Source organism: Pseudomonas sp. LBUM1659 (genome assembly GCF_059716045.1).
This window is the reverse complement of record NZ_CP166797.1, coordinates 618,765-640,859: the sequence shown is the minus strand read 5'-3', so window position 1 is coordinate 640,859 and position 22,095 is coordinate 618,765. Positions and strand designations below refer to the sequence as shown.

Here is a 22,095-nt window from a genome sequence, read left to right as displayed (position 1 = left end):
TTTATTCATGCTGCGAATTGCTGGTAAGAAAGAAACAAGAAAAAGGACAACCCATGCTGAACAAACGCTACCTGCCGTCGATCACAGCACTGCAGTGTTTCGAGGCCGTGACCCGGCATTTGAGCTTCACCCGGGCCGCCGAAGAGCTGAACCTGACCCAGAGCGCCGTCAGTAAACAGGTCGCGCAACTTGAAGAATTGTTGCAGCACTTGTTGTTCCGCCGCGTGCGCCGACGCCTGCAAATGACCCCGGCCGGTGATTTGTACCTGGTGGAAGTCCGAAAAATCCTCACCCAGGTCGAAATGTCGACCCATTACCTGCGTTCCTACGGCGGTGAAACCGAAGTCTTGCGCGTCTCGACCCCGCCGACGTTCGGTGCGCGCTGGCTGGTGCCCCGACTGAAAGGCTGGCGCCTGCGTCATCCGTCGATCCATCTGGACCTGTGCAGCGAGCAGGAAGCCGACGATTTACTGCAAGGTCGCAGCGATCTGGCGTTCTATTTCGGCCAGGGTTCACGGCCCGGCACCGAATGCTTGAAGCTATTCGGCGAAGAGCTGGTGCCGGTTTGCGCACCGGGCAGCCTGCCGGACACGCCGTTCACCGACCCTACGCAACTCACCGACCTGGTCTTGCTGCAAAACGCCTCGCGACCCCAGGCCTGGCATGACTGGTTCGACAGTCAGGGCTACCACACCGAACACAGCTACCACGGCCCGCGCTTTGAAACCTTCTACATGTGCATCCGAGCCGCCCAGGTCGGCTGCGGCGTGGCGCTGCTGCCAAGGTTTTTGGTGGAAGAAGAACTGGCCGACGGCAAACTGGTCATCCCCTGGAAACACTCGATGCCGAGCACGGATGCCTATTACCTGGCGTATCCCGAGCATTCGGCGGAAGTGCCCAAGGTGCGCGATTTTGTGAAATGGATGTTGGAGCAGATTGACAGCCCGGACGGGGCACAAATCTAAAGTCTCACCCAAACCCTGTGGGATCGAGCCCTGTGGTGAGGGGGCTTGCTCCCACAGGGAATCTGCGTTGTCCAAAAAATCGCTGGCAATCTTTACCAGTGATATGCGCCACTAGCCCCATTCAATGCGGAGAACCCCGTTATGAGCGAGAGCGTGTTTGGCGATCGCATCGTGCAGAACCTGCTCGACACCGACTTCTACAAACTGACGATGATGCAGGCGGTGCTGCACAACTACCCGAACGTCGAAGTCGAATGGGAGTTTCGTTGCCGCAACAGTGAAGATTTGCGCCCGTATCTGGCGGAGATCCGTTTCCAGATCGAGCGACTGGCAGAGTTGAGCCTGAGCGCCGATCAACTAAGTTTTCTGGAACGCATCAGTTTTCTGAAGCCGGATTTCCTGCGGTTTCTCGGACTGTTTCGCTTCAACTTGCGCTACATCCACACCGCCATCGAAAACGGCGAACTGTTCATCCGCCTGCGTGGGCCGTGGCTGCATGTAATTCTGTTCGAAGTGCCGCTGCTGGCGATTATCAGTGAAGTGCGCAACCGCTATCGTTACCGGGAAATCGTCCTGGAACAGGCGCGCGAACAGCTTTACCGCAAGTTCGACTGGCTGACCGCCAACGCCAGCAGCGACGAATTGTCCGACTTGCAGGTAGCCGATTTCGGCACGCGCCGTCGCTTTTCATACCGCGTGCAGGAAGAAGTGGTGAACGTGCTCAAGCATGACTTCCCCGGACGCTTCGTCGGCACCAGCAATGTGCACCTGTCCCGAGAACTGGACATGAAACCGCTGGGCACCATGGCCCACGAATGGATCATGGCCCACCAGCAACTGGGGCCACGGCTGATCGACAGTCAAATCGCCGCGCTCGACTGCTGGGTGCGCGAGTACCGCGGTCTGCTGGGGATCGCCCTGACTGACTGCATCACCACGGATGCCTTCCTCGGCGATTTCGATCTGTTTTTTGCCAAGCTTTTCGACGGTCTGCGCCACGATTCAGGTGACCCGGTGTTGTGGGGCGAGAAAGCCATTGCCCACTACCACAAGCTCGGCATCGACCCGATGAGCAAGACGCTGGTGTTCTCCAATAGCCTGACACTGCCCAAGTCGCTGGAAGTATTCCGGGCGCTGCGGGGTCGAATCAATGTCAGCTTTGGCATCGGCACCAACCTGACGTGTGATATTGCGGGTGTCGAACCGATGAACATCGTGCTTAAAATGACGGCCTGCAACGGCCAGCCCGTCGCAAAAATTTCTGATGAGCCTGGCAAGACTCACTGCAAAGACCCGAATTTTGTCGCCTATTTGCGACACGTTTTCAAAGTACCTGCCGCCCTTTCAAGCCCACCTAGCAAGGAGTGAATTCATGCAAGCCGTACAGCGTGAGATTGCTGAGCAGCTCAAGGTTCAACCGCCGTTTGCCGACGAGGCCGCCCTTGAGGCAGAAGTCGCTCGGCGAGTCAGCTTCATTCAGGATTGCCTGGTCAATTCCGGACTCAAGACCCTGGTGCTGGGCATCAGCGGTGGCGTCGACTCGCTGACGGCTGGCCTGCTGGCCCAACGCGCCATGCGCGAAATACGCCAACGCACCGGTGACAAGAGTTATAAGTTCATCGCGGTACGTCTGCCATACGAGACCCAGTTCGATGAGCACGACGCTCAGGCCTCGGTGGATTTCATTGCCCCGGACGAGCGTCACACCGTGAACATAGGCCCGGCGGTCAAATCCCTGGCCAATGAAGTCGCCGCCTTCGAAGGCAAGCACGCGGTTTCAGTGGATTTCGTGCTCGGCAACACCAAGGCGCGGATGCGCATGGTCGCTCAGTACACCATCGCGGGCGCCGCCCATGGTCTGGTGATTGGCACTGACCACGCAGCGGAAGCAGTGATGGGGTTCTTCACCAAATTCGGTGACGGCGCCTGCGACCTGGCACCATTGAGCGGTCTGGTGAAGAACCAGGTCCGGGATATCGCTCGCAGCTTCGGTGCACCGGAGTCGTTGGTGGAAAAAATCCCTACAGCCGATCTGGAAGACCTGTCGCCGGGTAAACCGGACGAAGCGTCACACGGCGTGACCTATGCCGAGATCGATGCGTTTCTGCACGGCGAGCCGGTGCGTGAAGAAGCGTTCAAGATCATCTGTGACACGTACAGGAAGACTCATCACAAGCGGGTGATGCCGTTTGCGCCTTGATTCAAGTGGCGTTCTTACGGACGCCATCGCTGGCAAGCCATGCTCCTACGGTTCACGACGCCAACCCTGTAGGAGCAAGGCTTGCCCGCGATGAACGATGACTCGGTGTAATGCCAGGCACAAAAAAAGCGTCCCCAGCGGACGCTTTTTTTATGAGCACGATTCTATTACTTCAGGGTAACCGTGCCTTTCATCATCGAGATGTGGCCCGGGAACGAGCAGAAGAAGCCGTAGCTTTCGCCCGCTGCCAGCTTCGACACGTCGAAGGTCACCGAATCCTTTTCGCCAGCACCGATGATTTTGGTGTGCGCGATGATGCGTGCATCACCTTCAGGAAGGTAGTTCTTATCAATTCCAGCAGCCAGGCCAGCGGTCGCAATCGGCTGCATGTCAGCCTCTTTGCTCAGCACCCAGTTATGGCCCATGACGTTTTTCGGCAAGCTGCCGGAGTGAGTCAGTTCAACGGTGAACGTCTTGCAGCTTTTGTCGATTTCAATGGCCTTGGTGTTGAAGGACATTTGATCGGTGGAGTCGACAGTGACCTTGCATTCGGCAGCCATCAGTTGGCTGCTGGCCAATGTCAGCAGGGATATCGCAACAAGTTTGGCAAACATGGTGAATCTCCAAGGCAGGGTTAACAGAAGTGCGAATGGACAGAAGACTGCCTGAAATCTTCGCAAGTTCCTATGACCTGAATCAAAAATTGTATACAACTTTCGGCCTATGACACCTATCGAAACAATCTACCAGCCAGACGTCTGGCCTGGCCCTATCATCAGGCCGTCATCCCTGATCTGGAGCGCCTGTCATGTCCTTTAACAGCCTGTTACGCAGTTTGCTCGCCGCTTATGCCTGTGGCGCCAGTGGCACCTACGAAACACCTGAACGCGAAGTTTAGACCTTGGAGCGCCGCTCGCCTGCCTTTACTCTGTGGCCATCCTGACCGTGGAGTAAGGCATGTCGTTAGCGTCCGTTTGTGTATTTTGCGGTGCCAGCACCGGCACCAATCCGGCTTATCGTGAAGCGGCTGTCGCCCTCGGGCGAGCACTGGCCGAGCGCAGGCTGACCCTGGTCTATGGCGGCGGCGCCGTCGGGCTGATGGGGATCGTTGCCGATGCGGCACTGGCGGCCGGTGGCGAAGTGATCGGGATCATCGCGCAAAGCCTCAAAGACAAGGAAATCGGCCACAGCGGCCTGACGCGTCTGGAAGTGGTCGACGGCATGCATGCGCGCAAGGCGAGGATGGCCGAACTCAGTGACGCGTTCATCGCTCTGCCCGGCGGCCTGGGCACTCTGGAAGAACTGTTCGAAGTCTGGACCTGGGGCCAGCTCGGCTACCACGGCAAGCCGCTCGGGCTACTGGAAGTGAACGGTTTCTACAGTAAATTGACCGGTTTTCTTGATCATATCGTCGGCGAAGGCTTCGTTCGCGCACCGCACCGTGACATGCTGCAAGTGAGCGAATCACCGCAAATCCTGCTCGATGCACTGGACGCCTGGCAACCATCGGTCATGCCAAAATGGACCGATCAAAAACCCAGCTAACGGCTCGGCACCGATACAGGGCAGAATATGCGCCGCTCAACCTCACCTTCGACCCCAGAGGATCGCCCATGGCTAAACCTAATTATTCCTTCGCCAAACGTCAGAGAGACTTGGCCAAGGAGCAGAAGAAAGAGGAAAAGCTTCAGCGCAAAAAAGCTACAGCTGAAGAAGAAGCAGCAGCACTGAACCCGGATGCTGAAGGCGACGTGGCTACAGACGAAACTGAAGCACCGAAAGATCAGGCGCCCGACGCCTGAGACCCTCAGGGCCGGATGATCTGATCAGGCCCACCGGATCTGTGTCCAGGGTCAGCAGTCACTTTGCTGACCCTCACAGTCCTCTCTGAAATACCCCTATCTAAAGAACGCACACAGTCCCTTGTGGGAGCCTGCTCGCGATAGCGTCCGCATATCCAACATTTTTTTAACTGACAGATCGCTTCGCGAACAGGCTCCCACAGTGGTTCTTTGTTAATCCAGTGGCATTACGGTGACGCTGACTTCCGGGTCATGATTGCCCCCTCCCAGAATCACCCCCCGCAATGGCGAGACATCGGAGAAATCCCGGCCCCAAGCCAAGGTGATGTGTTCGAGTGCCGGTTGTACGTTGTTGGTCGGGTCGAAATCGACCCATCCCAGCGCTGGGCAAAACACCGAGACCCAGGCATGGGACGCGTCCGTGCCGATCAACCGGGGCTGCCCGGGAGGTGGCTGAGTCAGCAGATAACCGCTGATATAGCGAGCGGCCAGACCACGGGAACGCACGCACGCGAGCATCAGGTGAGCGAAGTCCTGACACACTCCGCGTCGGCGCTCCAGCACTTCCACCAAAGGCGTCGCCACTTGGGTCGCTTCGGCGTCGAAGGTGAACTCGCTGAAGATCTTCTCCATCAAAGCCTGAACACCCCACAGCAACGGCCGCCCCGCCGGAAAGCAGCTCTCGGAGAATTCGACGAAGTTGCGCTTCAAATGCACATAAGGCGATTCGAACCGATACCGACAGGCTTCAAGTAGGTCTGGGGCCAGCGGCTGGCTGTTATAGGTCAACGCGTTACGGGTGTCTTCCCAGGGCGGCGATTGATTGAAATCCAGCGTGGGCCGGGCGAGGACTTCGACGGTCAGGCTGGCATTGACCAGCAACTCATCGTGCGGGCGCTCAAAGGCCAATCGCGTGAGCGGATTGCCAAACACATCCAGCTCATCCCGGCGCGCAGTCGGGTCTGGACTGATTTGCAATTGTCGAGCGGTGCAGCGCTGCCAGGCACAGGGCCGCGGCCAGAGATGCGCGAGCTGCTGGGCCAAGGACACCGGACTGTCATAGTGATAATGGGTATCGTGAAAAATCTGGTAGTGAGCACTCATCAGACGGACACCGTGCGCTGGCTGACATCATCGACATGGGCGAAATGGCGCAAGGCCAGGCGATCCGACACTTGCCCACTGGCGTCGGCGATTTCTTGCAGCAAATCGGCCAGCCCATTGAGCGCTGCGCGAACGCTGGTTTCGCCGAACAAAGCGTTTTCCAGGCAACCCAGATCGAATTGCGCCAGTCGCTCCACCAACAACGGCAAACCCGCTTCGCGAGGCACACCAAAGTCGTCATTCAAGCGTTTCAGGGTTCGAGTCACCAGCTTCAACTGGAACAGGACGGCGTGAGGGTTTTGCTCATCGAGCAGCAGCAGGTCGAGCACCGGCAGCAGTTGCGCCACCGCCAGATACCGCGAACGGTAGGTGATGCTGCTGTTGCCCAACTCCAGCAGCCACTCCAACCCAGCCTGATCGAAGGCCCCCGCGCCGCGCAAAAATGCTGCCAGGCTGCCGCTGAGAAATTGCAGGCGCTCGATCCTGCGCCCGATCATCAGGAAACGCCAGCCTTCGTCCCGGGTCATGTCGTCCAGGGCGAAGCCAGAAAGCGCCGCCAGCGACATCACCAGACGGTTAAGAAAATCCAGCAGTTCACCGAAATCCGGCTCTTCGGTTTCCAGCTCCATGGCCTCGCGCTGCAACTCCACCAGCGCCTGCCAGTTTTCCCGCGAGAGTTTACCGCGCACTTGCGAGGCCGCCCACTGCAAGCGTTGCAGATTGGAGCGCAGGCTGAATGGCCAGTCTTCGCCGAGCAATGCGGCTAACAGGCGCTCTGGCAACTCGCCTTCATCGGGCAACAGGTTCAGCCGTTCACCGAGTTCGACAGCCGCCTGCAAGGCTTGCGGATCATCGCCGTCCACGTAGCGCGCCAGCATGATCCGCAACAGTCGTGCGCTGTCATCACAGCGCTCGCAATAGCGGCCAAACCAGAACAGGTTTTCCACCACCCGCGAGGGCAAGTAAGGATCTCGGCGTACCAGGTCATGCACACCGATAGTGCGCTGGGTTTTCCATTGCTCGCCGCTGGGCGGACGATCGCCCAGCACCCACGTGTCCTTGCTCGCACCACCGCGCTGCATCGACACCACTTCGGCGTCCGCCTCGGCGGCCACCCGGGTCAAGCCGCCCGGTAAAACCCGATAGCCGTCATGGCTGGCCACTGCGTAAACGCGCATGCCGATGGCCCGCGGTTGCAACTGACCGTCCTCGGCCTGCCAGATCGGCGCCTGGGACAACTGGGCCATTTCTTGCGCAACATAGGCATAAGGGCGTGCCTGCATGCGCGACGCGAGGGCCATACGCTGTTTTTCACTCAAGTCACGGCCAAACACCGGCGCAAAGCTTTGCGACGGGAAAGCCGGTTTGATCAACAACTCCGGCAATTTTTCCAGTGCTTGCGCCAGCACCGGCGGCTCACCGCACCACCAGGTGGCGATAGACGGCAGGATCAGTTCTTCGCCGAACAGGAACTGATTGATCTTCGGCAGAAAGCCCAGCAACCCCGGCGACTCCAGGACGCCGCTGCCGAGGGCATTGGCCACCAGCACCCGCCCCTGTCGCACGGCCTCGAGCAGCCCCGGTACGCCAAGTGCGGAATCGGTGCGCAGTTCCAGCGGGTCGCAGAAGTCATCGTCGAGCCGACGCATGATCGCGTGAACCCGACGCAAGCCGCTCAGGGTTTTCAGGTAGACCGTGGCATCCCGCACCGTGAGGTCGCCGCCCTCCACCAGCGGGTATCCGAGCTGACGCGCCAGATAAAGGTGTTCGAAATAGCTTTCGTTGAACCGTCCCGGCGTGAGCAACACGATCAGCGGTGCTTCCTCATCGCGAGGCGCCTGCCGAGCCAGTGTTTCCTGAAGCGTGCGGAAGAACCCGGCCAGATGCTGCACTTTCAAATCGCGATACAGCTCGGGAAAGGCCCGGGAGACGATCGTGCGGTTTTCCAGGGCATAACCGGCGCCGGACGGTGCTTGAGTCCGGTCCGCCGTGACCCACCAGCGGCCATCGGGCGTGCGCGCCAGGTCGACGGCGTACAGATGCAGAAACGCCCCGTCGGGCGGCGTAATGCCCTGACAAGGCCAGAGGAAGTTGTTGTGCCCGAATACGAGTTCTGCCGGCAGCAGACCTTCGGCGATCAATCGCTGCGGCCCGTACAGGTCCGCCAGCACCGCGTTCAACAGGCGTGCTCGCTGGGCAATCCCGGCCGATAGTAGCGCCCACTCATCAGCGGCAATCACATGCGGCAGCAGGTCGAGTTCCCACGGCCTATCTGCGCCCTTGGGGTCGGCATAGACGTTGTAGGTCACGCCGTTTTCCTGGATCTGCCGTGTCAGCAAGGCCTGACGCTGCACCAACTGTGATGGCGTACTGCGTTGCAATTGGTCAACCAACCGACGCCAGTGCGGGCGTACGCCGCCACTGTCGTCAAGCAGTTCGTGATAGGTGCCCGCCGTGAGCGGGTAGTGATCAAGCAGATCAGGCATGGAAAGCTCGGCAGACAGCAAAGAACGGTCAGACTAACGCACGCTCATGACACCCGCATATACGAAAAATCCGCGCGTCGCGTACGATTTAGAAACGTCGTAAATCGAGCGTCATCGGCAGCTCGTCGTTAATGTCCAGATTCGGTACAGGAATTTTCCCTGGGGTGTGTCCGATGCGGAAAAACCGCGCCATGCGCCGGCTCTCGGCCTCATTGGCGTTCACCGGCAGGCTGTCGTAGTTGCGCCCGCCCGGATGGGCCACGTGGTATTGGCAGCCGCCCAGCGAACGTTGCATCCAGGTGTCGAGCAGGTCGAACACCAGCGGTGCATGGACCGGGATGGTCGGTTGCAGGCAGTTGGCCGGTTGCCAGGCGCGAAAACGCACGCCGGCGACAAACTCGCCGACCCGCCCGGTGGGTTGCAACGGCACCGGAACGCCGTTGCAGGTCAGTAAGTAGCGCTGGGGTGGCAGGCCGGTGAGCTTGACCTGCAAGCGCTCCAGCGACGAGTCCACATACCGCACCGTGCCGCCGACCGCGCCCTCCTCGCCCAGCACATGCCAAGGCTCCAGCGCCTGACGCAATTGCAGTTCAATGCCACTGACCGCGTAATCGCCCACTTTGGGAAAACGGAACTCCAGATGCGCGGCAAACCATTCGGCTCGCACCGGATAACCGGCCGCATTGAGATCAACGATCACATCGGCGAAATCCTGCTCAATGAAGTGCGGCAACAGGAAGCGATCATGCAATTCAGTGCCCCAGCGCGCCAGTTTCGGCGGCGCGTAAGGCTCGCGCCAGAACCGCGCCACCAACGCCCGCAACAACAGCTGCTGAGCCAGGCTCATACGCGCGTGCGGCGGCATTTCGAACGCACGCAATTCCAGCAAGCCAAGGCGTCCGGTCGCACCGTCCGGCGAGTAAAGCTTGTCGATACAGAACTCAGCGCGGTGCGTGTTGCCGGTCACGTCGATCAGCAGATTGCGCAGCAGTCGGTCCACCAGCCATGGCGCGCACTCTTCGCCGGGTTCTGGCATCTGGGCGAAGGCGATTTCCAGTTCATACAACGCATCGTTGCGTGCTTCATCAACGCGCGGGGCCTGTGATGTCGGGCCGATGAACAATCCAGAAAACAGGTAGGACAAGGACGGGTGGTTATGCCAGTAGCTGATCAGGCTGCGGAGCAAATCGGGACGGCGCAGAAACGGTGAGTCGGCCGGAGTCGCGCCACCCAACACGAAATGGTTACCGCCGCCGGTCCCGGTGTGCCGGCCGTCGATCATGAATTTTTCGGTGGTCAGTCGGGTCTGGCGCGCCTCTTCATACAGAAACTCGGTGCGTTCAACCAACTCGTCCCAGGTCGCGGACGGCTGCACGTTGACCTCGATGACGCCCGGATCCGGGGTGATGCGGAAGTTGCTCAGGCGCGGATCACTTGGCGGTTCATAGCCTTCCAATAACACCGGGCAATGCAGTTCCTGAGCCGTGGCCTCGATGGCGGTGACCAGCTCCAGATAGTCCTCGACCCGTTCCAGCGGCGGCATGAACAGGTACAACCGCCCTTCCCGGGCTTCGGCGCAGAACGCGGTGCGCGTCAGCCAGTCGGCGGACTCGTCAATTTTTGGCTCGCGCTCAACCGCTTCGGCCGGCATACCCGGACTGTTCAACGCAATGGTGTCTGGAAGCGCGGCGAAGTCCTGGTTCGGATCATTGGGATGAATGAACGGATACTCCGCCGCTTTCACCCAAGGCTGCGAACCGAGCGGCAAGCGATAACCCAGCGGCGAATCCCCCGGCACCAGCCGGCAGTGTTCGTCACGCAGATACCAGCGACCGCTTTGCCATTGATCACCCTTGGCGGTGCGCGCCAGCGGCAGGACCTGACCGATGACTTTATCCAGACCCTGGCTGAAGACTTTACGCAGACGTGCACGCTCCAGCGGTTCTTCCAGACGTGAGTCTTCGGCGCTGACATTCTGCGGCAATGTGCCTTCGCGCCAGAGGTAATAGAAATTGTCTTCGTAGGCTGGGAACACGAAGCGTGTGGGAATCTTCAGCCGTTCGGCGACACTCGCCAGAAAACGCCCGGCCAGTTCGCCATTGGCGCCGTAGTCTTCCTGCTCATCGGCGATCAGCGCGCTGTTGTGCCAGATCGGCACGCCGTCGCGACGCCAGTAGCAGTTCAGTGACCAGCGTGGCAATTGCTCGCCGGGGTACCACTTGCCCTGACCGAAATGCACCAGGCCTTTGGGGGCGTAGTGTTTACGCATGCGCTGGAACAGTTCGGCGGACAGTCGACGCTTGTCCGGCCCGAGCGCGGCGGTGTTCCATTCGTCGCCGTCCGGGTCGTCGATAGAAACAAAGGTCGGCTCGCCACCCATGGTCAGACGCACATCGTCTTCCAGCAGGTCGGCATCGATCTGCCGGCCCAGCGCTTGAATCGCCTGCCACTGGTCTTCGGTGTAGGGCTTGGTGACGCGCGGAGCTTCCCAAATCCGCTCCACGGACATTTCGTGAGTAAACTCGCACTCGCACGGCTCCACCAGGCCGCTGATCGGTGCCGCAGAGCCCGGATCGGGGCTGCACGCCAACGGAATGTGACCTTCACCGGCAAACAGCCCTGACGTCGCGTCCAGGCCGATCCAGCCGGCGCCCGGCAAATAGACTTCGCACCAGGCGTGTAGGTCGGTGAAGTCCACGTCAGTGCCCGACGGACCGTCGAGGCTTTTAACGTCGGCGGTTAGCTGGATCAGGTAACCGGAGACGAAGCGCGCGGCCAGCCCGAGGTTGCGCAACAGTTGCACCAGCAACCAGGCCGAGTCGCGGCAGGAGCCGGAGGCCTGTTCGAGGGTGTGTTCGGGCGTCTGCACGCCCGGCTCCATGCGGATCAGGTAACCGATGTCTTCGCTCAAGCGCTGGTTAAGTGCGACGAGGAAATCCACGCTCGGCAGCGGCGTGCGGTCTATGCCGTCCAGATAGGCCTTGAACGTCGGCGTCAGAGGCAAGGTTTCCAGGTACGGCGCCAACTCCTTGCGCTCGTCCGCGGCGTAGGCGAACGGGATCATTTCCGCATAAGGCTCAAGAAAGAAGTCGAAGGGATTGAAGACCGCCATCTCTGCCAGCAGATCGACTTCGATCCGCAGCTCATCGGTTTTTTCCGGGAACACCAGCCGCGCCAGGTAATTGCCCTGGGGGTCTTGTTGCCAGTTGATGAAGTGCTGCTCGGGCGAGACTTTCAGCGCATACGACAAGATCCGCGTGCGACTGTGGGCGGCCGGACGCAGGCGAACGATCTGCGGACCGAGCTCGACAGCGCGGTCGTAGCGGTAATGTGTGACGTGGTGCAATGCGACATGAATCGACACGGCGTGCCTCCTGCGAGCCCTAAGCGTTATCGAAAGCGCGCAAGACTTATGCCATCGCGGCAACGCTGGCGCTTTCTCCGTTTGCTTGAGGCAGTACAGCACCAAAATCGTGCGATGCGGGAAATTGGTTGGGGGCAGTTGCACGTAAATGTTGCGAGCGGGGGGCTTTCAGCCGGGTTTTGTAGCGGCTGTGCTGGCCTCATCGCGAGCAGGCTCGCTCCCACAGGGGATTTGCGGCGAGCTGCAATTTCGCTGAAAAAACACGATCTCATTGTGGGAGCGAGCCTGCTCGCGAAAGGGCCAGTGGCCACAACTTGCTACCTGGCTCCAGGTCATATCCGCTTGCCTTGCGCAGACACAAAAACGCCAACCCGAAGGTTGGCGTTCTGTTGAGCTCAAGCGAGGTTTAGCGCGGTACTACCGGCTTGCGGGCAGGTTTCGGACCTTTGCCTTTCGCCGCGTCCTTGCGCTCCTTGGCCGCCTGCTGGTTGCGGGCGAACGCCGCAGCCTTGGCTTGTTCACGCTTGTCCCACGGGTTACCGCCATCGCTGGCACGCGGTGGCAAGCCGGTGTGCTGGGTCAGGATCTTGGTGGTCTTTTCCCCTGCGACCTTGTGGCTGCCGGCCGGTGTCGAGTTCTTGCGACGGGCGCTCTGGTAGCTGTCGGTCGCCGGCTGATGCAGCGGGATCAACTGGTTCTTGCCCGGCCCGATCAGATCGGCGCGGCCCATGCGGGTCAGCGCTTCACGCAGCATCGGCCAGCCTTTCGGATCGTGATAACGCAAGAACGCCTTGTGCAGACGACGCTGCTCTTCGCTCTTGACGATGGTCACGGCGTCGCTCTTGTAAGTGACCTTGCGCAGCGGGTTCTTGCCCGAGTGGTACATCGCGGTAGCGGTGGCCATCGGCGACGGGTAGAACGCCTGCACCTGGTCGGCACGGAAGCCGTTGCCCTTGAGCCACAGGGCCAGGTTCATCATGTCTTCGTCGGTGGTGCCCGGGTGGGCGGCGATGAAGTACGGAATCAGGTACTGCTCTTTCCCGGCTTCCTTGGAGTACTTCTCGAACATGCGCTTGAACTTGTCATAGCTGCCGATGCCCGGTTTCATCATCTGGTTGAGCGGACCTTCCTCGGTGTGTTCCGGGGCGATCTTCAGGTAGCCACCGACGTGGTGGGTCACCAGCTCTTTGACGTATTCCGGCGACTCGACCGCGAGGTCATAACGCAGGCCGGACGCAATCAGAATCTTCTTCACACCCGGCAAGGCACGAGCGCTGCGATACAGCTGAATCAGCGACGAGTGGTCGGTGTTCAGGTTCGGGCAGATACCTGGGAACACGCACGATGGCTTGCGGCACGCGGATTCGATTTCCGGGCTCTTGCAGGCAATGCGGTACATGTTCGCGGTCGGGCCGCCGAGGTCGGAAATGACGCCGGTGAAACCCGGAACCTTGTCGCGGATCTCTTCGATTTCACGAATGATCGACTCTTCGGAACGGTTCTGGATGATCCGGCCTTCGTGCTCGGTGATCGAGCAGAAGGTGCAGCCACCGAAGCAGCCACGCATGATGTTCACCGAGAAGCGGATCATGTCGTAGGCCGGGATCTTTTCCTTGCCGTACGCCGGGTGCGGAATGCGCGCATAAGGCATGCCGAACACGTAGTCCATTTCTTCAGTGGTCATCGGAATCGGCGGAGGGTTGAACCAGACGTCGACTTCGCCGTGTTTCTGCACCAGCGCGCGGGCGTTGCCCGGGTTGGTTTCCAGATGAAGCACGCGGTTGGCGTGAGCATAAAGAACCGCATCGCCACGGACTTTTTCTACCGACGGCAGACGAATCACGGTCTTGTCGCGAGTCATCTTCGGGCTGGCGAGGATCTGTACGACCTTGGCTTCAGTCGGATCTTCAACCGGACCCTTTTCCTGCTCGATTGCGCAGGCCTGGGTGTCTTGGGTGTTCACGTACGGGTTGATGATCTTGTCGATCTTGCCCGGACGGTCGATGCGTGTGGAGTCGACTTCGTACCAGTCTTTCGGCGTATCACGACGGATGAAGGCGGTGCCGCGCACGTCGGTGATATCTTCGATCTTGTGCCCGTAGGAGAGACGCTGGGCGACTTCGACGATTGCCCGCTCGGCGTTGCCGTAGAGCAGGATGTCGGCGCAGGCATCGATCAGGATCGAGTTGCGTACCCGGTCCTGCCAGTAATCGTAGTGAGCGATGCGGCGCAGGGAGGCTTCGATGCCACCGAGAACGATTGGTACGTTCTTGTAGGCTTCCTTGCAGCGCTGGCTGTAAACCAGGCTCGCGCGGTCCGGACGTTTGCCCGCCAGGCCACCGGGGGTGTAGGCGTCATCGGAACGGATTTTCTTGTCGGCGGTGTAGCGGTTGATCATCGAGTCCATGTTGCCGGCCGCGACGCCAAAGAACAGGTTCGGCTCGCCGAGCTTCATGAAGTCGTCTTTGGATTGCCAGTTCGGTTGGGCAATGATCCCGACGCGGAAGCCTTGCGACTCCAACAGCCGGCCGATAATCGCCATGCCGAACGACGGATGGTCAACGTACGCATCACCGGTGACGATGATGATGTCGCAGGAATCCCAGCCAAGCTGATCCATCTCCTCCCTGCTCATCGGCAGGAATGGCGCTGGACCGAAACATTCGGCCCAGTACTTGGGATAGTCAAATAACGGCTTGGCTGTTTGCATGACGATGACCGGTGTTGAGATGAAAAATCGCGGGCGCGGAATATAGCACAAAAAATAACCAATTCCGACGGCTATGGTCGGAAATTGCGAGCACCCATGCGGGAGCTTTTTATTCGTCGTCGAAGTTGTAGCTGCCCGGCGCCAGGTTTTCGAAGCGGGTGTACTTGCCGATAAACGCCAGTCGTGAGGTGCCGATCGGACCGTTACGCTGCTTGCCGATGATGATTTCGGCGATGCCTTTGTGCTCGGTTTCCGGGTGATAAACCTCATCCCGGTACACGAACATGATCACGTCAGCATCCTGCTCGATCGCTCCGGATTCCCGGAGGTCGGAGTTGATCGGGCGTTTGTTCGGTCGTTGCTCCAGGGAGCGGTTGAGCTGGGACAGCGCCACCACCGGGCAGTTGAATTCCTTGGCCAGGGCTTTCAAGGAACGGGAGATTTCGGAAATCTCGTTGGTCCGGTTGTCACCACCGGAACCTGGAATCTGCATCAACTGCAGGTAGTCGATCATGATCAGGCCGACGTCGCCGTGCTCACGCACCAATCGACGGGTCCGCGCACGCATTTCCGAGGGGCTGATACCGGCCGTATCGTCGATGAACAGCTTGCGGTCATTGAGCAGGTTGACCGCCGAGGTCAGGCGCGGCCAATCGTCATCGTCCAGCCGACCGGCACGGACCTTGGTCTGGTCGATACGGCCGAGGGACGACAACATACGCATGATCAGCGATTCGCCTGGCATCTCCAGCGAGTAAACCAGTACGCACTTTTCGCTGCGCAACACGGCATTTTCCACCAGGTTCATCGCAAAGGTGGTTTTACCCATCGATGGACGGCCGGCGACGATGATCAAGTCAGACGGCTGCAGGCCGCTGGTCATCCCGTCGAGGTCGGTGTAGCCAGTGGACAGGCCGGTGATGGCGTTGTCGGTGTTGAACAAGGTGTCGATGCGGTCGATGGCCTTGGTCAGCAGGTCATTCACGCTCACCGGGCCGCCGGTTTTTGGCCGGGCCTCGGCGATCTGGAAGATCTGCCGTTCAGCTTCATCGAGAATCTCTTCTGCCGTACGGCCTTCCGGGTTGAAGGCGCTGTCGGCAATCTCGGTGGCGATGCCAATCAATTGGCGCAACGTCGCCCGCGCACGAACGATCTGCGCATAGGCCTTGATGTTGGCGACTGACGGGGTATTTTTCGCCAGTTCGCCGAGGTAACCGAGGCCGCCGACCTGCGAGGTCTGACCTTCCTTGTCCAATTGCTCGGCAAGGGTCACGACGTCGATGGGGGAGTTCTGGTCGGCGAGCTTGGCGATCGCACGGAAGATCAGGCGGTGGTCATGTCGATAGAAATCGCCATCCGACACTTGATCGAGCACGCGTTCCCAGGCGTTGTTATCCAGCATCAAACCACCGAGCACGGCCTGTTCGGCCTCGATGGAGTGCGGTGGCACTTTCAGGGAAGCGGTTTGCAGATCGTATTGCTCGGGTGCGGAGATATCGTTCATGGCCACTTGGAATTTGGAGTATCAGAAAGACAAAGGGCACGACCTGTAAACAGGATCGTGCCCGATGTTACCGGCAAGCACCCAAGGGTGCCAGCCGACAAGTACTACTTAAGCTGCTACCACGACAACGCGTACGGTGGCTTCAACTTCGGCGTGCAGGTGCACGGCTACGTCGAATTCGCCTACGTTGCGGATGGTGCCGTTCGGCAGACGAACTTCGCTTTTTGCAACTTCAACGCCAGAGGCGGTCAGTGCATCAGCGATGTCGTGAGTGCCGATCGAACCGAACAGCTTGCCTTCGTCACCGGCGGTGGCAGTGATAGTCACTTCCAGCTCAGCCAGTTGGGCGGCACGGCTTTCAGCCGAAGTTTTACGGTCTGCTGCGGCTTTTTCCAGCTCAGCGCGACGCTCTTCGAACGCAGCCAGGTTGGCAGCGGTCGCAGCGGTAGCTTTGCCGTAAGGCAGCAGGTAGTTACGACCGTAACCAGCCTTAACGTTCACTTTGTCACCCAGGTTGCCCAGGTTGGTGACTTTTTCCAGAAGGATCAGTTGCATGTGAAAATCCTCTTAACTTTTAACCTTCACCGTTCGCGTTATCGGCATCTTTCGGTGCCGAACGACCGCGAAAATCAATCAGGCTGTCGACGATGGCCAAGACCACCAGCAACGGATAGATCAGCTGCATAAACAGCAACAGCGTGACGTACAACCCCACCAGCCAGAACCTGGCCAGTCGCTTTTGCGCCACCAGCCCGTGAATCAGGGCCAGCCCGGCGAACACCAGCGGTACGCTGCACAACGGCGTTAACATGGCCATCTGTGGACCGATGTTCGGCCCCAGAAGCATGCACGCCAGCAGCAACATCGCTGGCAAAAGCGGGAATCGGATGGCGCGAAACTCGCGACCAAAACCACCCGGGTTGTACAACAACGCCTGCCAGTAGCGCCCGACAAGCAGGCTCAGCACACTGACGATTTGCAACAACGCCGCAATCAGGCCGGTCAGGACCGGTGCAATCAGGGACGCAAAATGCGCTTGCTCGTCTACCGATAATTTCTCGTAGACATCACCGAGTAGCGACGGCATGACTTTTATCAAAGCCTGCGCCAGCATCTCGATTTGAGGAGCAAAAGTCGCCCCCAGCACCACTGAAAACACCACTCCCATCGCTATGCTGACCAGCAGCACGCGGACCCAGGACTCGCTTGCGCGCAAAACCAACGCAAGGCTCGACGAACCCAACAGCACCAAAAGCGCCCGAGGGTCATCCGAGTAAAGCCACCAGATCAACGCCGGCAGCATTCCCAGGGCAAGAACGCCAAGGGCGTCCTTCAATCCGCGCCGCAGAAGCACAAGGCATCCAGCGGCAGCACCCAACCAATACAACAACGGCAATGTTACGCATCCAGCCACTACGAGAGTGGCCTGCATACGGCCGCGCATGATGAACTCAGCTATGGCACGCATGCATTCAATCCTTTGCTACGAGTCGACTGCCCGGTCTCAGCGGCCGTGGCTGTCGGTGTAGGCCAGCAGGGCCAGGAAGCGGGCGCGCTTGATAGCGGTGGCCAGCTGACGCTGATAACGTGCTTTGGTACCGGTGATGCGGCTTGGAACGATTTTGCCGGTCTCGGATACATAAGCTTTCAGAGTGTTGAGATCTTTGTAATCGATCTCTTTCACGTCTTCAGCGGTGAAGCGGCAGAATTTACGACGACGGAAGAAACGTGCCATGTAATAGGCTCCTCAAAAGGTCCGTGGATTACTCGTCAGCGTTATCGCTGTTGTCGCTGTCATCACTGTCAGCGCTTTCAGCGCCTTCGTGCTCAGGACGGTCGCGACGCTCACGGCGCTCACTGCGGTTTTCTTCAGCCTTGAGCATCTCGGATTGGCCGGTAACGGCTTCTTCGCGACGGATGACCAGGTTACGGATCACTGCATCGTTGTAGCGGAAGTTGTCTTCCAGCTCGGCCAGGGCCTTGCCAGTGCACTCAACGTTCAGCATCACGTAGTGAGCCTTGTGAACATTGTTGATTGCGTAGGCCAGTTGACGACGGCCCCAATCTTCCAGACGGTGGATTTTGCCGCCGTCTTCTTCGATCAGCTTGGTGTAACGCTCTACCATGCCGCCGACTTGCTCGCTTTGATCCGGGTGGACCAAAAAGATGATTTCGTAATGACGCATGAATGCTCCTTACGGGTTGTAGCCTGCCGCTCAAAAGCGGTCAGACAAGGAGTGAATGACACTTATGGACTTGCTTGCGATAGACACATGCGTGCCTGCCGTCACAGCAAGGGGCGCAATTGTAGAGAAGGGAAAGGAGAGGTGCAAGGCAATTGGTGATTATTTGAACAGTTCGTTCGATCACCATTTTTTTGCCGCACTACAAACCACTGTGGGAGCGGGCTTGCTCGCGAAAGCGGTGTATCAGGAAACATTTCTGTCGACTGACACTCCGTCTTCGCGAGCAAGCCCGCTCCCACACTTGGATCGTGTTCTGCTCAGGACTTTTTGGCGGTCCCGGCAGCTTTGACACTGCGCTGACGCTGAGCTTCAAACAGGCAAACGCCAGTCGCCACGGAAACATTGAGGCTGCTGACGCTGCCAGTCATTGGCAAATGCACCAGGTAGTCGCAAAGATCGCGAGTCAGGCGACGCATGCCGCTGCCCTCCGCACCCATGATCAGGATGGTCGGGCCGGTCATGTCCTGCTGATACAGACTCTGCTCAGCCTCGCCCGCTGTGCCGACAACCCACAAACCACGCTGCTTGAGTTTTTCCAGGGTGCGCGCCAGGTTGGTCACGGCAACCAACGGAATCACTTCCGCCGCGCCACAGGCCACTTTACGGACCGTCGGGGTCAACGTGGCTGACTTGTCCTTCGGCACGATCACCGCCAGCGCACCGGCAGCATCGGCCGAACGCAGGCAAGCGCCTAGGTTGTGCGGATCGGTCACGCCGTCGAGCACCAGCAGCAGCGGTGCGCCCTCGGTACGGTCCAGCAGCTCGTCGAGCATCGCCTCACCCCAGACCTGGCTCGGACTCACGTCCGCCACCACGCCCTGGTGCACGCCATCAACCCAGGCGTCGAGTTCGCGACGCTCAGCGTTGCCGACGGGCACGCGATTTTCATTTGCTAGCGCGATCAGCGCCTGTACACGCGGCTCGCTGCGGCCTTCAGCCAACCAGATCTGCTTGACGCGTTTCGGGTGGTGACGCAGCAATGCTTCTACCGCATGCACGCCGTAGATCTTTTCCAACTGACTCATGGTTTGGCCTTAGGTTTACGCGCCCCGCCGCTTCTGCCGGCTGGAGCAGCACCCGCTTTTGGCGGGCCTTTACGATGTTTGCTCGGTTTTGCTGGCTTGCCGCCGGGAGCCTTGTCAGGCGCCGACCGCCCGGTCTTTCCCCCAGACGCCGCTTTACCGCCGCTTTTCGCTTCAGACAGCAACGCCTGCTTCATTTCACGGCTTTTACGCAGTTCGGCATTTTTCGCGGCGGCATCGCTTGGACGATAGGCTTCGACAGCCTTTTCCTTGGCAGGACGACGACCGGTTTTTGCCGGTGCCGGTTCTGCGGCGGTTTTAGCGGCAGGAGCGGTTGCTTCGGTTCCGCGCTTCTTGCGACCAATCGGCGCGCTGATGGTTTTTTCAGCCATCTCGAAGTCGATCTTGCGTTCGTCGAGGTCAACGCGCATCACGCGCACTTCAACGGTGTCGCCCAGACGGAAGCTGCGACCGGTGCGCTCACCAGCCAGGCGGTGATGCACAGGATCGAAGTGGTAGTAATCGCCCGGCAGCGCGGTGACGTGCACCAGGCCTTCGACGTAGATATCGGTCAGCTCGACGAACAGGCCAAAACCGGTCACGGCGGTGATCACACCCGGGAACGATTCGCCCACACGGTCTTTCATGAACTCGCACTTGAGCCAGTTCACCACGTCGCGGGTCGCTTCGTCGGCACGGCGCTCGCTCATCGAGCACTGCTCGCCGAGTTGCTCCAGCGCCGCTTCGTCGTACGGATAGATGCGCGCTTTCGGAATGGTCATCGCGCCGGCACGGCGAACGTGCGGCGTGTCTTGCTTGGAATGGATGACGCTGCGGATCGCCCGGTGCGTGAGCAAGTCCGGGTAGCGGCGGATCGGCGAGGTGAAGTGGGTATAGGCCTCGTAATTCAGGCCGAAGTGGCCCTGGTTATCAGCGCTATACACCGCTTGGCTCAACGAACGCAGCATGACGGTCTGGATCAGGTGGAAATCCGGACGGTCCTTGATGCTCGCCAGCAGTGCCTGGTAATCCTTCGGCGACGGGCCGTCCTTGCCTTTGTGCAAGGACAGGCCGAGCTCGCCAAGGAAGGTGCGCAATTTTTCCAGACGCTCCGGTGGCGGACCGTCGTGGACGCGATACAGCGCAGGGATTTCGTGCTTCTTCAAGAATTCAGCGGTGGCCACGTTGGCCGCCAGCATGCATTCCTCGATCAGCTTGTGCGCATCGTTACGCACGGTTGGGCGGATTTCGGCAATCTTGCGCTCGGTCCCGAAGATGATCCGGGTTTCCTGCGTTTCGAAGTCGATCGCACCACGCACGTGACGAGCGGCCAGCAGCACTTTGTACAGTGCGTAAAGCTGCTTGAGGTGCGGCAGAACGTCGTTGTACTCGCCACGAAGCTGACGCGCCTCGGTGAGTTTCGGCGTTTCCAGCATCGCGCTGACTTTGTTGTAGGTCAGGCGGGCGTGGGAGTGGATCACCGCTTCGTAGAAGCAGTAGTCGGTCATTTCGCCGGACTTGGAGATGGTCATCTCGCAAACCATGGCCAGACGATCGACGTGCGGGTTCAGCGAGCACAGACCGTTGGACAGCTGCTCAGGCAGCATTGGCACGACGCGCTCGGGGAAGTACACCGAGTTGCCGCGAACCTGGGATTCGTTGTCCAGGGCCGAACCGATTTTCACATAGCTGGAAACGTCGGCAATCGCCACGTACAACTTCCAGCCACCGGAGAACAGGCGCAGCTTGCCCGGCTTGGATTCGCAGTAAACCGCGTCATCGAAGTCGCGCGCGTCTTCACCGTCGATGGTCACAAACGGCAGATGACGCAGGTCGATGCGCTTCTCTTTGTCTTTCTCTTCGACTTCCGGCTTGAGCTTGGCGGCTTCTTTCAAGACCGCTTCAGGCCAGACGTGGGGAATGTCGTAGGTACGCAGGGCGACATCGATTTCCATGCCCGGCGCCATGTAGTTGCCCACGACTTCGACCACATCGCCTTGCGGCTGGAAGCGTGGTGTCGGCCAGTGAGTGATCTTCACCTCAACGAATTGACCGATCTGGGCATTGGCATTGCGGCCCGGCGTGACCAGCACTTCTTGCTGGATCTTCGGGTTATCCGCAACGACGAAGCCGATGCCGCCTTCTTCGAAGTAGCGACCGACGATGGTCTCGTGAGCACGGGAGACTACTTCGACGATCATGCCTTCGCGGCGACCGCGACGGTCTAGACCGGAAACACGGGCCAAGGCACGGTCGCCGTCGAATACCAGGCGCATTTGCGCCGGGCTCATGAACAGGTCGTCACTGCCGTCGTCCGGAACCAGGAAGCCGAAGCCGTCACGGTGCCCGCTGATGCGGCCCAGGATCAGGTCGAGCTTGTCCACCGGCGCATAGGTGCCGCGACGGGTATAGATGAGTTGAGCATCGCGCTCCATGGCGCGCAGGCGGCGGCGCAGGGCTTCGATCTGGTCTTCTGTGGTCAGACCAAACTCTTCGACCAACTGCTCGCGGTTAGCAGGCGAACCCCGATCAGCAAGGTGCTGAAGGATCAGTTCGCGGCTAGGAATAGGGTTTTCATATTTTTCCGCTTCACGAGCGGCCTCGGGATCGAGGGACTGCCAATCGGCCATTAGAGAGTTTTCACCTTGTCTATATGCGGGTTAGTTTGGCATAGGCGCAATGAAACGGGAAA

Annotated in this window: 17 protein-coding genes; 5 read left to right on the top strand and 12 right to left on the bottom strand. The window is 59.5% G+C overall.

Annotated features, from left to right (window positions below; all coding sequences use genetic code 11):
• Positions 1-53 precede the first annotated feature (53 nt).
• From ACA048_RS02860 to nadE, 3 genes are all read left to right on the top strand, one after another.
• The gene (locus ACA048_RS02860; protein WP_497627855.1) at positions 54-965 is read left to right on the top strand and encodes a LysR family transcriptional regulator; all 912 of its coding nucleotides are present in this window, start codon (positions 54-56) and stop codon (positions 963-965) included.
• A 141-nt stretch (positions 966-1,106) separates the two neighbouring features.
• Positions 1,107-2,333 carry a nicotinate phosphoribosyltransferase gene (gene pncB, locus ACA048_RS02855; RefSeq protein WP_497627854.1) on the top strand — a complete coding sequence of 409 codons (1,227 nt, stop codon included), beginning with the start codon at positions 1,107-1,109 and terminating at the stop codon, positions 2,331-2,333.
• Between the two features lie 4 nt (positions 2,334-2,337).
• Positions 2,338-3,165: an NAD(+) synthase gene (gene nadE, locus ACA048_RS02850; RefSeq protein WP_497627853.1), complete on the top strand. Its 828-nt coding sequence runs from the start codon at positions 2,338-2,340 to the stop codon at positions 3,163-3,165.
• Positions 3,166-3,332: 167 nt separating this feature from the next.
• Here the strand turns inward: nadE and azu are convergent, their stop codons facing one another.
• Entirely contained in the window at positions 3,333-3,779 is a 447-nt protein-coding gene (azu, locus tag ACA048_RS02845) for an azurin (protein WP_497627852.1), read from the bottom strand.
• A gap of 343 nt (positions 3,780-4,122) precedes the next feature.
• Here azu and ACA048_RS02840 point away from each other — a divergent pair, with 343 nt between their 5' ends.
• Together ACA048_RS02840 and ACA048_RS02835 are read left to right on the top strand one after the other, a co-directional pair.
• Complete coding sequence (locus tag ACA048_RS02840; protein ID WP_497627851.1) at positions 4,123-4,710, top strand: cytokinin riboside 5'-monophosphate phosphoribohydrolase; 588 nt, start codon at positions 4,123-4,125, stop codon at positions 4,708-4,710.
• Positions 4,711-4,778: 68 nt separating this feature from the next.
• Positions 4,779-4,967, top strand: coding sequence for a hypothetical protein (locus ACA048_RS02835; RefSeq protein WP_223518450.1), 189 nt, complete (start codon positions 4,779-4,781; stop codon positions 4,965-4,967).
• A gap of 213 nt (positions 4,968-5,180) precedes the next feature.
• On the opposite strand, the gene ACA048_RS02830 is transcribed toward ACA048_RS02835, so the two are convergent.
• The 11 genes from ACA048_RS02830 to rnr all read right to left on the bottom strand — a co-directional run bounded on the left by ACA048_RS02830 (position 5,181) and on the right by rnr (position 22,033).
• Entirely contained in the window at positions 5,181-6,071 is an 891-nt protein-coding gene (locus tag ACA048_RS02830) for a transglutaminase family protein (protein ID WP_497627850.1), read from the bottom strand.
• Positions 6,071-8,557, bottom strand: a complete 2,487-nt coding sequence (locus ACA048_RS02825) for a circularly permuted type 2 ATP-grasp protein (RefSeq protein WP_497627849.1) — start codon at positions 8,555-8,557, stop codon at positions 6,071-6,073. The genes ACA048_RS02830 and ACA048_RS02825 overlap by 1 nt, the downstream gene beginning before the upstream one ends.
• 88 nt (positions 8,558-8,645) lie before the next feature.
• Positions 8,646-11,921, bottom strand: coding sequence for a transglutaminase family protein (locus ACA048_RS02820; protein ID WP_497627848.1), 3,276 nt, complete (start codon positions 11,919-11,921; stop codon positions 8,646-8,648).
• 406 nt (positions 11,922-12,327) lie between these two features.
• Positions 12,328-14,631, bottom strand: a complete 2,304-nt coding sequence (locus ACA048_RS02815; RefSeq protein WP_033049522.1) for a YgiQ family radical SAM protein — start codon at positions 14,629-14,631, stop codon at positions 12,328-12,330.
• 109 nt (positions 14,632-14,740) lie between these two features.
• The gene (gene dnaB / locus ACA048_RS02810; protein ID WP_140668310.1) at positions 14,741-16,135 is read right to left on the bottom strand and encodes a replicative DNA helicase; all 1,395 of its coding nucleotides are present in this window, start codon (positions 16,133-16,135) and stop codon (positions 14,741-14,743) included.
• A 108-nt stretch (positions 16,136-16,243) separates the two neighbouring features.
• On the bottom strand, positions 16,244-16,690 hold the full coding sequence (gene rplI / locus ACA048_RS02805) for a 50S ribosomal protein L9 (RefSeq protein ID WP_003197251.1): 447 nt from the start codon (positions 16,688-16,690) through the stop codon (positions 16,244-16,246).
• 19 nt (positions 16,691-16,709) lie between these two features.
• Positions 16,710-17,603 (bottom strand): YybS family protein, encoded by an 894-nt coding sequence (locus tag ACA048_RS02800; protein ID WP_477794772.1) that lies wholly within the window; start codon positions 17,601-17,603, stop codon positions 16,710-16,712.
• A gap of 36 nt (positions 17,604-17,639) precedes the next feature.
• A complete protein-coding gene (gene rpsR / locus ACA048_RS02795; RefSeq protein WP_002551829.1) occupies positions 17,640-17,870 on the bottom strand; it encodes a 30S ribosomal protein S18 in 231 nt (76 codons plus the stop codon).
• A gap of 28 nt (positions 17,871-17,898) precedes the next feature.
• Positions 17,899-18,321 (bottom strand): 30S ribosomal protein S6, encoded by a 423-nt coding sequence (rpsF, locus tag ACA048_RS02790; RefSeq protein ID WP_003217491.1) that lies wholly within the window; start codon positions 18,319-18,321, stop codon positions 17,899-17,901.
• Positions 18,322-18,638: 317 nt separating this feature from the next.
• Positions 18,639-19,406: a 23S rRNA (guanosine(2251)-2'-O)-methyltransferase RlmB gene (gene rlmB, locus ACA048_RS02785; RefSeq protein WP_497627847.1), complete on the bottom strand. Its 768-nt coding sequence runs from the start codon at positions 19,404-19,406 to the stop codon at positions 18,639-18,641.
• Entirely contained in the window at positions 19,403-22,033 is a 2,631-nt protein-coding gene (rnr, locus tag ACA048_RS02780; protein ID WP_497627846.1) for a ribonuclease R, read from the bottom strand. The genes rlmB and rnr overlap by 4 nt, the downstream gene beginning before the upstream one ends.
• Positions 22,034-22,095: the final 62 nt, after the last annotated feature.

Bases quoted from the DNA above. Each gene is read 5' to 3' on its own strand.
- ACA048_RS02840 (WP_497627851.1), top strand. From the start codon at position 4,123: ATGTCGTTAGCGTCCGTTTGTGTATTTTGCGGTGCCAGCACCGGCACC.
- azu (WP_497627852.1), bottom strand. From the start codon at position 3,779: ATGTTTGCCAAACTTGTTGCGATATCCCTGCTGACATTGGCCAGCAGC.
- pncB (WP_497627854.1), top strand. From the start codon at position 1,107: ATGAGCGAGAGCGTGTTTGGCGATCGCATCGTGCAGAACCTGCTCGAC.
- rnr (WP_497627846.1), bottom strand. From the start codon at position 22,033: ATGGCCGATTGGCAGTCCCTCGATCCCGAGGCCGCTCGTGAAGCGGAA.
- ACA048_RS02800 (WP_477794772.1), bottom strand. From the start codon at position 17,603: ATGCGTGCCATAGCTGAGTTCATCATGCGCGGCCGTATGCAGGCCACT.
- rpsR (WP_002551829.1), bottom strand. From the start codon at position 17,870: ATGGCACGTTTCTTCCGTCGTCGTAAATTCTGCCGCTTCACCGCTGAA.
- ACA048_RS02835 (WP_223518450.1), top strand. From the start codon at position 4,779: ATGGCTAAACCTAATTATTCCTTCGCCAAACGTCAGAGAGACTTGGCC.
- ACA048_RS02825 (WP_497627849.1), bottom strand. From the start codon at position 8,557: ATGCCTGATCTGCTTGATCACTACCCGCTCACGGCGGGCACCTATCAC.
- ACA048_RS02860 (WP_497627855.1), top strand. From the start codon at position 54: ATGCTGAACAAACGCTACCTGCCGTCGATCACAGCACTGCAGTGTTTC.
- ACA048_RS02830 (WP_497627850.1), bottom strand. From the start codon at position 6,071: ATGAGTGCTCACTACCAGATTTTTCACGATACCCATTATCACTATGAC.
- dnaB (WP_140668310.1), bottom strand. From the start codon at position 16,135: ATGAACGATATCTCCGCACCCGAGCAATACGATCTGCAAACCGCTTCC.
- rpsF (WP_003217491.1), bottom strand. From the start codon at position 18,321: ATGCGTCATTACGAAATCATCTTTTTGGTCCACCCGGATCAAAGCGAG.
- rlmB (WP_497627847.1), bottom strand. From the start codon at position 19,406: ATGAGTCAGTTGGAAAAGATCTACGGCGTGCATGCGGTAGAAGCATTG.
- ACA048_RS02815 (WP_033049522.1), bottom strand. From the start codon at position 14,631: ATGCAAACAGCCAAGCCGTTATTTGACTATCCCAAGTACTGGGCCGAA.
- nadE (WP_497627853.1), top strand. From the start codon at position 2,338: ATGCAAGCCGTACAGCGTGAGATTGCTGAGCAGCTCAAGGTTCAACCG.
- rplI (WP_003197251.1), bottom strand. From the start codon at position 16,690: ATGCAACTGATCCTTCTGGAAAAAGTCACCAACCTGGGCAACCTGGGT.